General features: G+C 61.2%; 7 protein-coding genes. 4 read left to right on the top strand and 3 right to left on the bottom strand.

Annotated features, from left to right (window positions below):
• The first annotated feature begins 11 nt into the window (after nucleotides 1-11).
• Complete coding sequence (locus QUV35_RS07075) at nucleotides 12-1,175, top strand: HlyD family type I secretion periplasmic adaptor subunit (RefSeq protein ID WP_300871974.1); 1,164 nt, start codon at nucleotides 12-14, stop codon at nucleotides 1,173-1,175.
• A 448-nt stretch (nucleotides 1,176-1,623) separates the two neighbouring features.
• On the opposite strand, the gene QUV35_RS07070 is transcribed toward QUV35_RS07075, so the two are convergent.
• Complete coding sequence (locus QUV35_RS07070; protein ID WP_300871972.1) at nucleotides 1,624-1,827, bottom strand: hypothetical protein; 204 nt, start codon at nucleotides 1,825-1,827, stop codon at nucleotides 1,624-1,626.
• Nucleotides 1,828-2,220: 393 nt separating this feature from the next.
• Here QUV35_RS07070 and QUV35_RS07065 point away from each other — a divergent pair, with 393 nt between their 5' ends.
• The 3 genes from QUV35_RS07065 (at nucleotide 2,221) to QUV35_RS07055 (ending at nucleotide 8,411) form a co-directional block, all read left to right on the top strand.
• The gene (locus tag QUV35_RS07065) at nucleotides 2,221-4,413 is read left to right on the top strand and encodes a PAS domain-containing hybrid sensor histidine kinase/response regulator (RefSeq protein WP_300871969.1); all 2,193 of its coding nucleotides are present in this window, start codon (nucleotides 2,221-2,223) and stop codon (nucleotides 4,411-4,413) included.
• Nucleotides 4,414-4,637: 224 nt separating this feature from the next.
• Entirely contained in the window at nucleotides 4,638-5,135 is a 498-nt protein-coding gene (locus tag QUV35_RS07060; RefSeq protein ID WP_300871966.1) for a hypothetical protein, read from the top strand.
• 66 nt (nucleotides 5,136-5,201) lie between these two features.
• Nucleotides 5,202-8,411, top strand: a complete 3,210-nt coding sequence (locus QUV35_RS07055; protein WP_300871964.1) for a VCBS domain-containing protein — start codon at nucleotides 5,202-5,204, stop codon at nucleotides 8,409-8,411.
• 236 nt (nucleotides 8,412-8,647) lie between these two features.
• On the opposite strand, the gene QUV35_RS07050 is transcribed toward QUV35_RS07055, so the two are convergent.
• Together QUV35_RS07050 and QUV35_RS07045 are read right to left on the bottom strand one after the other, a co-directional pair.
• Nucleotides 8,648-9,907 (bottom strand): DUF5666 domain-containing protein, encoded by a 1,260-nt coding sequence (locus QUV35_RS07050; RefSeq protein WP_300871961.1) that lies wholly within the window; start codon nucleotides 9,905-9,907, stop codon nucleotides 8,648-8,650.
• Nucleotides 9,908-9,951: 44 nt separating this feature from the next.
• Complete coding sequence (locus tag QUV35_RS07045; RefSeq protein ID WP_300871959.1) at nucleotides 9,952-13,641, bottom strand: peroxidase family protein; 3,690 nt, start codon at nucleotides 13,639-13,641, stop codon at nucleotides 9,952-9,954.
• Between the last annotated feature and the right edge of the window lie 283 nt (nucleotides 13,642-13,924).

Here is a 13,924-nt window from a genome sequence, read left to right as displayed (position 1 = left end):
ACACCCTACACATGATGTCGTCGCGTAACAACGAATCCACCCGAGGACTGCGCCTGAGCGTGTGGTTCAGCGTCCTGGCCATTGCCCTGTTCGGAACCTGGGCGTACCACGCCGAGATCGACCAGATCACACGCGGCCAGGGCCAGATCATTGCCAGCTCCCGCACGCAGATCATCCAGGCACCCGATGGCGGCGTGATTGAAGACCTGCGTGTGCGCGAAGGAGTCGTGGTCCAGCGCGGCGAAGTGCTCGCCGTGCTGGAAAGCACCAAGGTCGAAGCAGCCTATCGCGAGTCCGAATCCAAGGTGGGTGCCCTGAGTGCCACGGTCAGCCGACTGAGGGCCGAGGTGTTTGGAGGCGCGCCCGCTTTCAACGAAGAGTCGGAAACTTTCCTCGACTTTCGCAAGAACCAGCTGGCCCTGCTGAGAAAGCGCCGCGAGTCGTACCGCCAGGAGATCGCCAGCATGGAGCGCATGCGCGCACTGGCCTTGAAGGAGCTGTCGATGACCGAGCCGCTGCAGGCCACCGGTGATGTGAGCATGGCCGACGTGCTCAAGCTGCAGCGCCAGGTGGCCGACCTCGAAGGCCAGATGAGCAACCGCCAGAACAAGTACCTGCAAGAGACGCAGGCCGAACTCAACAAGGCTGAAGAAGAGTTGTCCACTGCGCGTGAACTGCTCATTCAGCGCAAGGAGCAGGTCAACAACACCGTGTTGAAGGCCCCCCTGAACGGCACCATCAAGAATGTGCGTGTGACCACACTGGGCGGCGTGCTGCGTCCGGGTGACGAACTGATGCAGATCGTTCCCGAAGAGGACAACCTGCTGGTGGAGGCCAAGGTCAAGCCCGCAGACGTGGCCTTCCTCAAACCAGGCCTGCCGGTCAGCGTGAAGATCGACGCCTACGACTACACCATCTATGGCAGCCTCAACGGCAAGCTCACCTACATCAGCGCCGACACGATGAGCGACGATCTCAAGCGCGACGAGCAGGCCTCGTACCGGGTTCAGGTGAAAACCGACTCCCTGCAGTTCGACCGCAACCCCGGCCAGGAACTGCCACTGCAGCCCGGCATGACCGCCACCATCGAAGTCAAGACCGGCCGCAACACGGTGTGGAGCTACATCCTCAAGCCGATCGTGAAAACGCTGAACGAATCCATGGGTGAACGCTGAAGTTGGATCAATTTCGGAGAAATGGCGTCATGTGCCCAGTACTCCAGCTCGGTCAGTGAGCCATCAAAGGGGCACACCTGCTGGCGTCTCGCAAGGCAACATTCGATGTCGGTTTTGTTGGATGGCAGAAGACAAAACCATAAGAACAACATGACCGAGCTATATTTTTCGAAGCAAAGAAGTCATCCATCACAGGCACGCCAAGATGCTTTGACCCATGTCAGTTGTCACCGGTTTTGAACAAAATTCAATAAAAGTCAGAGGTGTGTTCGGTATCGGACTATCTATTTTCCTGGGCATGTGGCCCCATCGTCGGACAAGATGATCTGATTCTGGATCCGGGTTAAAAACCGCCCCAGGATGCGACCAACAGCTCGCAGGTGCAGCGAAGCTGAAGTTCCCACGAATGCCCTGTCTGACAACACTCCATGCACCCGCGCACCCCGGATCAGTCGATCCATTGCTCAAAGAACTTCTCCAAGCATTGCGCCGTGCCGACACCACCTCCATCGCGCTCTCCCTGTGCGACGAAATCCTTGCCAAGGCGAATCGCGCTGCCCTGCGGCAACTCATTGAAGACCGGCTCCATCATCTGGTGCCCGTGGCAACAGCCAACCGCTGGCCTGATTTGCGGTTTGCTGGGCGTGACCATGGAACAGGTGTCTGTCGGCGGAAGGTCCGGATGGAAGTTGCCAGCCGCTTTGGGCGAGCCGCCAGGTCCCCACTTCCCGTCCCCTCCAGCCGCCTACCAACCGGCCGTCCTTTTGCGCTTTCCCCGCGAGGAGTGGGAGGCCAAGTTCGATCGGGGCGTGGTGCGCACGCGCTACTGGGCTTGGGCACTCGTTCGCGCTCTCGAAACGCTGGGAGATGCCTCTTGATCACCCTCTCCAAAGGCCAGTTGCGACCTTCAAATGCGGTTCGAAGCGGTCGACGCCTGGTTTGCCCGCGGCAGGCTTCACACCGCTCGTCGCTCCGACCCCCAACATGTCATATGTTCGTTACCGTACACTGATATCCCAATATTTTTAATCTATAGAGCTCGTATATGAAGGATTTGAACCCCCAGTCGCCCCAGCGGCTGGCACTGGACCTTCAGCGGGCCCACAACAGTCTCAAGCAGGAGAAAGATCGCACCGAACTCCTGCTCACTGAAGTGAATCGCTTGCAGGCCGAACTGGAGCGAATACAGGGGTCGGCGCGCAGGGAGGTGAACAGCAGGCTGCAGGCAGAAGAAGCGCTGAACGAAACCGAGGAACGCCTGCAATTCGCCATCGAGGCCGCGGGTCTGGCGCTGTGGGACCTCCGGGCTCCATTCGATGACGTCTACCTCACGGCCCGATGGGGCGAGTTGATTGGTGATGTCGCGCTGGCAGGCAGCTGGAAGAGCTCCGATCTGCTGCCGCGGCTCCACCCTGGGGATGCGCCACGCGTGGCTGCCGAACTCAGGCGCCTGCTCAGGGGTGAAACAAGCCGCGCGTCTGGCGAATACCGTTTCAGGGCACATGACGAATGGATCTGGCTTGAAACGCACGCCATGGTGGCCGAGCAAGACAAACAAGGGCGCGTCATCCGCGTCATGGGCACACACGCCAATGTGACCGAGCGGAAACTGATCGAGGAAAAGGCCGAACACGCCAGGGCTCTGGCTGAACAGGCCAGCCGCGCCAAGAGCGAGTTTCTGGCCAACATGAGCCATGAAGTTCGCACGCCGCTCAATGCCATCATGGGACTTAACCAGTTGTTGCTGGGGACATCCCTGAGCAGCGAGCAGAGGCAATGGCTGCAGCTGATGGACGACTCTTCACGCTCGCTGCTCAACCTGCTCAATGACGTGCTGGATCTCTCACGCATCGAAGCGGGCAAGCTGCAGCTGGAACGCGTCAATTTTCCGCTGCGTCCGCTGTTGGAGAGCACCGTCTCCACGTATCGCGATCAAGCGCAGACCAAAGCGGTGCAGCTGACGATGTCGCTGTCACCCCAACTGCCCGCCCAGATGAGCGGCGATCCGTTTCGCATCCGTCAAGTGCTCACCAACCTGCTGTCCAACGCATTGAAGTTCACGCCGGCCAACGGAAAAGTTGCGCTGATGGCCGATGTAGGCACCCGGGGCAAGGATTCATCGACCCTCGTGATCCGGATCGTTGACACCGGGATCGGCATTGCGGCGGCGCAACAGAAAGAGATGTTCGATGCCTTCACCCAGGCGGATGCGTCGACGGCTCGCCAATACGGAGGCAGCGGCCTTGGGCTGGCCATCTGCTCGAAACTGGTCAAGAAGATGGGTGGCTCCATTGCCCTGGAGAGCTCACTGGGCAGTGGCAGCACGTTTGAAGTCCAGTTCCCGCTGACCAAAGCCCTGCCAGGTTCTGCCATCAGCCCTGCGAAGAGCCAGCTGTCTGCCGCCGAACTCGCATCGATGCGCAGGAGGTTCCAGAAACTGCGCGTGATCGTGGCTGAAGACAATTCGATCAACGAGCTGTTGATCCGCAAGCTGCTGGAAGGGGTGGGCTGCGAGGTGCGTCTGGCCAAAGACGGTGCCGAGGCATTCCGCCTTTGGGAAGAATGGGCCGTGGACCTGATGCTGATGGATGTGCAGATGCCCATTGTGAATGGACTGACAGCGACGGCCCGCATACGGGAAGCCGAGCGCAAAGTCAACCGAGCGCCCACACCCATACTGGCGGTCACGGCCAACGCGATGGCCGGCGACCGGGAAGCCTACATGGCCGCCGGCATGACCGGCTACGTCACCAAGCCGATCGAAGCCCCTGCCCTGTTCAGTGCCATGGCGCAGGCCCTCGAAACACGCGAAAAGCCCACGGCCGCAGCCCGGAACAGTCGTGCGGCAGAGCCTGCAGAAACGCCTGGTCTGCCGGCAACAGCAGGAGCCCGGTCATCGGCCTTGACGCGCAAAAAGCATCTCTTGTCTTCCAAGTTGTCGAGTTTTCAGACCGATGTTCCAGACTCCACGCGACGGTTGCGAGTCGCCCTTGAGCAGCAGGACACGGTGTCGGCCCAGACAGAGCTGGAAAAACTGAAGGAGACGTTTGCCTACTTGCAGGCCGATCGGGCCCTGCGCATCAGCCGAGGGCTGGACATGGCGAGACATGCCGGTGAATGGGGATTGTTTGCACGCGCCTTGCCACTGCTCGAGTCCGAGATTGGCACGCTGCTCGCCCGTTTGGCCGTAGACGGCGGCTCGGCAACCGAGGGCGAGGGTGAGGCCAGGAAAGTCTGAGCGGCAGCTCTCGCCCATGGGAACGATGCCCTGAACGCTTTCCACAAAGGAAAGTGGATGAGGGGCTTTCGGCTGGAGACCCATCAGGTTTCCAAAACCAGCAACATCCGTCCGTTTCGACGACATCCGACCTTTTGTGGCCCATTGCCCATTCGGATGGAACGTGCAGTCAACGCGACGCCAAAACCTGACGCCGAGGCCAACGCCGGCCGCGCGCTCCAACCATGGCTGCTTCGCAAACGCTTCCTCTCCTGAGCAGGAGCGAAAAAAGCGCACACAAGCCTCAGGCGTCAGCCCGTTCTGAGAGCTTTCGATATGTTAGTTTTGCGCTTTTTGATATATTCTCTTGCTGGAATTATCTTAATCTGGCTGAAATATTTTCATTTCACCCACCGCGCAAGGACCTCATCTTGAAACTCCATTGGCTGTTCACCGCCCTCCTGAGCCTCACCCTCGCTGGCTGCGCCACATACCCCTCTGCTGGCACCAAACAGGGCGATACCCCGCCGCAGATCGTGGTGAAAAACGACGTCAAGACCTGGGACAACCCAGGCGCGTTCGGCCCTGTGCCGGACGACCTGAAGGCGGTTGCTGCCACGGTGTGCTCAACGCTGAACACCGACAAGGTCAAGCACGAGGCGCGCGGCTACCACGCAAACGCACTCAACCTTGAAGGCAAAGCGTTCAAGGGTGGCGGGTACTACTGCGTCCCAACCCTCTGACCTCACCTCTTCGGACCGATCACGGTTCCGGGCGACGGCATCCGCTCACACTTCTCGGACATTTCCATGAAACTCACCTCCACATTGACCGCTCCGCAAACCGTCACCACCCCCGGGGCGATCCCTGGCACTTCTGTCGTTCGCGCCCGAGTAGGTTTGTCGACCGACATCCAGGGCGCCGACATGAAGGCCTTGCAGCAATTCAACGACACCCTGCCCCAGCCCGGCGTCAAAGCCCGGCGACTGGCTGGCCGCAAGCCTGGTGAAGAGGAAGCCATTGCCGACGGCGAGGTGGTGGTTGATGCGCCGGAAATGCTGGTTGCGCAGGCGGAGGCAGCCGCCGCCGTTGGAACTGCCACAACCGAGGCGGCCGCCGGTGCGGCAGCGGGTGCGGGTGGTGCAGGTGGTGCAGGTGGTGCGGGAGCTGCAGCAGGTGCAGGTGCAGGTGCAGGTGCAGCGGCCGCTGCAGCGACCGCGTTCAGCCCGCTGGCGGTATTGCCCGCCCTGGTCGTTCCCGCCGCCGCAGGAGGCAGTGGAGATGTGCGCGTCAACACCGCGCCAGTGGTGGCAGGCTTCGATGTGACGGGTGAAGTGACGGAAGCGGTCACGCCCGATGTTGCTCTCATGGTCAGCGGCAGCATCGGCTTCACTGACGTGGACCTGGCCGACGAGCACTCGGTCAGCGAAGTGATCGCCCTCGAGGGTGCCCTGGGCGCCCTGACCGCGAAGGTGAGCACGGGCACCGACAACGGCACCGGTCTGGGCGGCGTCCTCAGCTGGAATTACAGCGTGCCCGCCGCAGACGTGGAGTACCTCGCTCTAGGCGAAACCAGGGTCGAGACCTTCACCTTCAGCCTGCTGGATGGCCAGGGCGGTTCGGTTGAACGCACCATCACCATCACCATCACCGGTACCAACGACACCCCAACGATCACCAGCGCCATCGCTGACTTCGGGTTCACCGAAGTGCTCGTTGCTGCAGCCCAGGACCTCTCCAGCAACGGCACGCTGAGCTTCGATGACATCGACACCAACGACGTCATCGACGTGACCCACGCCGTGCAGACCGCCGCCGTCTGGAGCGGTGGCACGATCAATGACGACCTCAAGTCGGCACTGGAAGCCGGCTTCAGCATCTCCGGCACCGACCTGGCCGCTCCAGGCTCGGTCAACTGGACCTACTCCGTCAACGACGCTGCCCTGGACTTCATCGCCAAGGACGAAACCGTCACCCTGACCCACCGCGTCACCGTCACCGACAACAACGGTGCCACCGACACCAGCGACGTCACCATCACCATCACCGGTACCAACGACGCTCCGACGATCACCAGCGCCATCGCCGACTTCGGCTTCACCGAAGATGTGGTCGCCTCTGCACAGGACCTCTCCAGCAACGGCACGCTGAGCTTCGATGACATCGACACCAACGACGTCATCGACGTGACCCACGCCGTGCAGACCGCCGCCGTCTGGAGCGGTGGCACGATCAATGACGACCTCAAGTCGGCACTGGAAGCCGGCTTCAGCATCTCCGGCACCGACCTGGCCGCTCCAGGCTCGGTCAACTGGACCTACTCCGTCAACGACGCCGCCCTGGACTTCATCGCCAAGGACGAAACCGTCACCCTGACCTACCGCGTCACCGTCACCGACAACAACGGTGCCACCGACACCGACGACGTCACCATCACCATCACCGGTACCAACGACAAGCCGATCCTGACCCTGGATCAAGCGGCCATTTACGTCACGGTCAACGCCGAAGAGGGTGAGGTTGGCTGCGTTGTGGTCTCGGCCACCGACGTGGATGTGACCGACACGCTTTCTTTCTGGTTCCTCGTTCCAGGCGAGCTTGAAGGCGAACAGGTGCGCAGCGCCACATCGGAGAATGGTTTCTTTGCCATCGATGGCGCTACAGGCCAGATCAGCCTGACCGAAGAGGGCGAACTCAACGCGGGCGCCGGCAACTACGCTTTGCCCAACGCCAGTGACACGGTCACGGTGGTGGCGTATGACGGACATGCCAACAGCGAACCGCAAACCATCACGATCGAACGCGTGTTGCCCGACCTGCAGCCCGGTGGTGTTCCAGACACCTTGTATCGCCTCTCGGACATGTTGGCTCCAGTGGACGAAACGTATGCTTACGCGCCTGAACAGGTCAGGGTCGAGGTCGTACAACCCAAGGACGAAGATGACCGCAGAGGCGACCAAGAGGAGCGCGTGGTCAACATTCTGATTGACGACACACTGTCCAGCTTTGATGGACGCAGCTTTGACATTCTTGACCTCGATGTCCACATCGTCGGGATCGATGTTGACAACAAGCCGGTTCTGGGCCCCGCAGGTGTTCTGGCAGAACTGGAAGCCAGCCGGGAAGACGACGATCTGGTGATTGAGCTCCAGGCGGAAAGCGGCCCGGCCGTGTTGGTGACGGTGAGCAAACACTTCGACCCAGCGTCTGCCGGAAACCTCGAATATGTGCGTTTCGCACCCAACACGAGCTACGCAGGCTACGATTTGGAGGTTGACACCGATGACGTGCTGAACAGTTGTGACGAGACCTTCTCCACCAAAGACGGTGCTTATCTGATTTCCAACCAGCGGTCGACGCTGACTGACGCCACTCTTTTGGGCACCACCTACAACGACCTGATTGTGGGCTCAGAGAAATTCACCGAGGTGCTCTCCGGTGGTCTGGGCAACGACCTGCTGTTCGCCAGCGGCGACGGCGACACGCTGATCGGTGGCGAAGGCAACGACCTGCTGGTGCTCTACGGTGAGGGTGGAAGGGTTCATTTCGAAGCCGCAGCCTCCAACGGGCTGGACACGGTGGTGGGTTTTGACCGCTTCCAGAGCATGCAGCTCAGCAGTGGAGACACCTCTCTGCCCACGACCGAACCCGTCTCCTTTCTGGATGGGGCATGGTCGAATGAGGCCATCGATCTCGTGCCGGCAGCGGTGGTGAAGATCTCCAGCCTTGACGGTGGCGATGCGCTGAACGTCCGTCTGCAGGATGTGGGGAATCCTTTCGACGTCTTTGCCTTGGGTACTGAGAACAAGGGGGAAAGCCTGTTCTTCCTGGTGGAATCCACCTTGGGGGATGACGATGCCAACACCCTGCTGTACCAGGCAGTCGATACCAACAACGACGGCTTCCTCTCCGGAGGCGAATTCACCCACATGGCGACTTTCGCTCACGCTGGCATTGGCGAATTCTCAGCACTGAACGTGTCGTTCATGAACCCGCCGAACACATCGTTCATCGTCTGACCCGCTGGGCGCGGCCGGCTCCGCGCAAAAAAACAGGCCTGGCATCGCTGGATGCCGGGCCTGTTTGAAGACAGTGGTCAGATTGCGCGAGGGCCAACAAGAAACGCCCTCTGAAGCCTTGTGTTTCAGAGGGCGTTTTTGCGCCGACAGGTTTCCATCGGGTGTCAACAACCGCCGGATCATGTTCGTCGAGCCCATCGCCTGCACAAGGCGATGGGCTCGGCGGTGGGTGATGTTCAGTTCTCGAAGCTGATGCGGGTGGCTGCGACCTGGTTGCCATTGACCAGCAAGCCCTTGACTTCCACCCGGCTGCCATTGACCAGGTTGACAGCCGAACCGTCGGGGAACAGAACGTTGCCAGGCCAGTCAACCAGCACCGACACACCACTGCTGGAGGTCAGTGTGAAGCTGCCGCCCGAACCCGACGTGGCAGCGTTCGAGATCGTTCCATGCAGCTCGAACTCATCACCCACGCCGCCAGGCTGGACACCATCTTCCAGCTTCACGCGGGTGGCCACCAGCACACCGTCGACCAGCGAGCCTTTGACCTCGACATACGCCCCGCCTTCGATACGGCCAGTGCCCTCCGGGTAGGTTGCCATCGACACACCCGACACGATCACCGGCACATCGTTGACGCTGAAGCTGGTGTGGCTGGTGAAGGCGGTGATGGTGCCCTTGAGCTCCACTTCGCCGTTGAAGGCGTTCAATGCGTCTTCCGGCTTTCGGATGCGGTTGACCGGATAGGCACTGCTCACCGCTGTGGTGCCCAGACGCACACGCACCAGGCTATCCGCTGCTGGCGTGATTCGGACACGGTCCGGGTCGGTGCTGGCGTAGTTCAACTGGAGGCTGCCGATACTGAAGGTCCTGGCGGTGGCGTCATGGGTCGTCACACGGCCCTGGATCCGGTACTCGGAGGGCGAAGACTTCTTCTCCACATAGGTCGCCCGAAGGGTGTTGTTGGCGAGGTCGGTGATGCCGTGCACCTCGACCACATCGCCCGAGTTGAGCGCATCCAGACCGCCGCCGCTGGCAAACACGGTGCTGTCCCCAATGGTCACGGTCTGGCCGAGCACCACCAGGCTGTCTGCGCCCTTGGATCCGATGGGGCCGACCAGTTCGCCGCCGAGCACGATGCGGGTGGCACTGGACCGGCCGCCAACGGATGGCGTTCCCTGCACCGCCACCACCATGCCCAGGCGCAGGTCCTCACGCCGGAAAGCACTGTCGTCGCTGCTGATGCTGGCGCTGGAATCGTCATAGCGGATGCCGTTGACAATGATGGATCCGATGCCGGTGATGGGGTCCACCGAGAACGAGCCAGGTACCGCAGAGCCCAGGCTCGCGCCATCGCCCCCGCCACCGCAGGCGCTCAGCCCGGCAGCACTCAGCCCGGCGGCGCCCAGCGCGCCCAGCAAGGTTTGCCGACGCGTGAAGCCAGCTGAAGTCGAATCGTTGAAGCGCATGTTGAATACCGTTTTGGGTTGTGTCATGGAATGTGTCTGCGTGTGGAGGAGTTCGTCGCGATCCGGTTGAATCAGATGACGACAAAATCATGGTGCGTCAGGGTGGCGCGGTTGCTCAGGGTGGCAAACAACACCTGGGCGCCAGCACCCGAGCCGTCGGCGTCGTAGTACAGGTCACCCGTGGTGTTGTTGTAGACGATGCGGTGGGCTGCCGTGGTGGCCGCAGTGCCAACTTCGAAGGCAGCTGCGTCCAGTTTGCCCCTGGACAGACCATTGAACAACCCGGCACCTGTGTTCTCGAGGTGGAACGTGTCATCGTTGCGCCTGACATTGCTGAAGTCGGTGATCACATCCACGTTGCCGTTGCCCAAAGTGGTGTTGAAAACGAATGTGTCGTCGCCTGCTCCGCCGGTCAACACATCCGCACCCAGACCACCGTTGATCACATCGTTGCCGGTACCGCCATCGATGGTGTCGTTGCCCGCATGACCATTCAACACATCGTTGCCACCAAGTCCGTTGATGGTGTCGGCGTTCGCCGTTCCTTTCAGGGTGTTGGCATTGTTGTTGCCATTGATGGCTTTGCTGACAATGGCAGGAGCCACCGCTTGCGCACCAATGAAGTCCGACGCTGCCAGGGTGTTGAACACCGTGCCCAACGCGATCGAAAAGTCAGCGGCCGTGTTGCCGGTGGTGTTCGCCTCGATGACCGTCTGGTTGCCCACCGTGCTGTAGCGCAGCTGGTTCGTGCCCGAGAAAGCGGCCGTGCCGATGAAGTTGAAGTTGTTGCTGATGCCGGACAGGTCAATGCGGTCCTGACCTCGCGTGAAGTCGGTGATGAGGTCCCGCGTTTGCGCCGTGGGGCCGCTCTCGCCGATCGACCCGTACACGAACAGGTCGCTACCGGTGCCGCCGGTGAGCCGGTCTGCGCCCAACCCACCCGTGAGCCGGTCGTTGCCCGTGCCACCGTCCAGCGTGTCGTTACCCTCACCGCCGTCCAGTGCGTCGTTGCCCGCAGCCCCGTTGAGCACATCGTCGCCGGCTCCGCCGCTGAGCACGTTGGCCGCGCCGTTGCCGTTGATGGTGTTGGCCAGACCATTGCCGGTGCCGTTGATGTTGCCGTTGCCCGTGAGGTTGAGGTTCTCCACGAAGTCGCCCAGGGTGTGGCTCACCGAGGCGTTCACCGTGTCGGTCCCCCCCCCGGCTGCTTCCACCACCACGTCGCCCGCGTTGTCCACCGTGTAGCTGTCGTTGCCAAGGCCACCTTCCATCGTGTCGGCACCGGCGCCACCGTTCAAGGTGTCGTCGCCTGCCCCACCGGTGATCACGTTGTTCAAGGCGTTGCCGGTGCCGTTGAAGTTGCCGCTACCGATGAAGCTCAGGTTCTCGATGTTCACCCGCGCGTTGGGTGCCAGGCTGTAGGTGGTGAGCGTCGTCTCGATGGTGTCAACACCTTCGCCCACCAGCTCGATCACCACGTCGTTGTTGGAGTCCACCACATACGTGTCATCTCCCACACCGCCCACCATCGTGTCATTGCCCGTGCCGCCGTCCAGCCTGTCGTTGCCGCCATGGCCCACCAGACGGTCATTGCCGGCCAGACCTTCGAGGTGATCGTCCCAGGCACCGCCAGCCAGAACATCCCGGCCGCTGGTACCGATCTGATGCACAACACCCAGGGTGCTGAATTCGAACGATGAAGTACCTTCGTAGTCGTTGCCGGACAGGTCCATGAGGGCAGCGGCAGGGATCACCAGAACATAGGTTTTCCCGGGTTCGAGATCGCTGGAAGGATCCACCGTCAGGGTGTCGCCTGAAATCAGCAATCGTGCACTCGACTCTGCTTCGAAAGACTCCACCAGCTGACCTGAGGCGGAGCCGAGGCGAAGCTCGATCAACCCGATGCCTGCCATGACGGCCTCCGAGAAACGCACCGAAACCGGGGAGTCCACGGTCACGTCCACCGTGCCCAAGCCGGGCATGAAAGCAACGACGGTTGGCGCGATCTCGTCAATGGGCTCAGGCGGCTCCGGTGGCTCGATCGGCTCTGGCGGCTCTGTCGGGATGATCGGTACAACAGGATCCGTGGGCTCGACCGGCTCGGGTGGGACGACAGGCGTCGGCGGCTGCGTCACCGTGAAGATGTTGTCGGTGTAGTCCATTCCCGTGGTGCGGGCAACGATGCCGGCAAAACCGATGTCCTTGACGGCTTCGTAAAAATCGAAGTCCTTGACACGATCGAAGTAGTAGAACCGGTCGGCTTCCTGAAGGCGGTCGAGCTGTTCGTGAATGATCACCCAGAAGGTGCCGCCCACCACGCCGTCGTTGACGTGGGACTCTGCAAGCCCACCCACCCAGAGGTCGAGCCGGTCCACACCCTTGACGGTATTGCCGTTGACCAGTTGCACGCCCGGGTTGTAGAGCTGGAAGTCGGCGATTTGTTGAGCGTCGGTCAACACAAGGTCCGGGTAGGCCTCACGGAACTTGGCAATGGTTGCCTCGCTGAGGTTGTTGCGGCTCTGGAAGTTTTCCCACGAGGTGTAGGGGGTCAGATCCACATCGGAGCGCTTGAGCGAGTCCACCACATAGGGATCGCGTGAATCGAGCAGCGACTGACGCACCTGGTTCAGTGTGCCCAGCCCCAGATCTCTTCCCCGCGCTACGTTCAGTGCGAACAGGTCGGCACTGACGCGCACCAGGTCGTTGCGGATGGCATCAACAATCTGCGTGTCGACTTCTTCGGCCGCCTGTGCGGCAATACCCGCAATGATGGAATTGGTCCCAACCTGCGCGTAGCCTGGCTGGGGCACGTAACCATACGCACGCAAGGTCTCCAGCGGCAGCATGAACTGCCCCTCGTTGCCCGGGTTGAGAAACGCATCAAACAATTTGATGCTTTGCATCTGGTTGGCCGCGTCAAGAATCTGAACCGTCTGACCCACCATCGAATGACCAAAGCGGTAGGCCGCGGCCGCGAACTCATGGGAAACGCCGGCATCCACCGTTGGAAAATACTCGTCGTGCCCGTGCGATCCGGAGCCTTTCATGCCCCCGAGCAACACATCGGCAAAGTCCGTGTAGATGACCCGCTGGTATTCGGTCTCGTTGATGATCTTCGCAGCCTGGTAAACCGCTTCGGCCGATCCCTCGAAGCCCGCCACACGCAAGCTGTCCACATGCATGTTGTGGTTGCGGGCCCAGATGGTGTGAACAGCGGTGAGCGTGAAGTTTTCGTTGGCTCTGCCGTCGCCTGCGACCGCATGGTCCAGGGCGCTGATGTAGGGATTCAGGTCAATGAGCAGGGGCTGACCGCTGCCCATGAAATTTTTGTAGAGGCTGGTGGCCATGACCTCGTCGATCTGCGACTGGTCATTCACCAGCCCGACGTGGTAATCCCGGAAGCTCACCGTGCCGTCCCCCATCGTGAACACGGTGTTGTTGTTCCAGTGGGCCAGGATCAACGCGCGCAGTGTGGGGACCTGGTCAAACGCAGGATTCGAAGGATCGGGCGCACCCACCGCCAGTTTCGCACCCACGCCGCCCTGGCCGTCGGTTTCACGAAGGAAGGTTCCAACCAACGGGTTGGCACCGTAGGCCTGGTTCTGGTCGATGAAGGCTGAGGTGTTGTTGAGGTGGAAGGGCACACCGGCGGCATCAAAGCCTGCAACCGTGGTGCGGGTCAGGTCGGCCGGGTTGTCGGTGCCGGGCGCTCGCCCGGTGCCCGGTGCACCGACCAGCAGCGTGCCGCTTCCGCCCTTCATGCTGACGGTCAAACCATGGTCAAAATACTGACCAAAAGCCATGAACAATATGTTCGCGCCTGCAGCCTGCAAAGGCGTGGTGTTGCCTTGTACACCGACCACGTTGCTGATGGCCCTGGGGTCCAGCCCGGCAAATATCGGGTTGATGTCCAGCTGCGTCGAGGTGGAAACACCGTTGACGTCGGAGTAAATGGGCGCGCCGTACGAAGGTGTGGTGAGCCTGAGGAACCCCCCCGCGTCAGAATAGTTGTCGCCCCGATAGAACCAAGAACCTGGGGGCGGC

The organism is Hydrogenophaga sp. (genome assembly GCF_030373225.1).
Lineage (GTDB): Bacteria > Pseudomonadota > Gammaproteobacteria > Burkholderiales > Burkholderiaceae_C > Hydrogenophaga.
The sequence above is the reverse complement of the archived record's forward strand: the minus strand, read 5'-3'. Positions and strand labels throughout refer to the sequence as shown.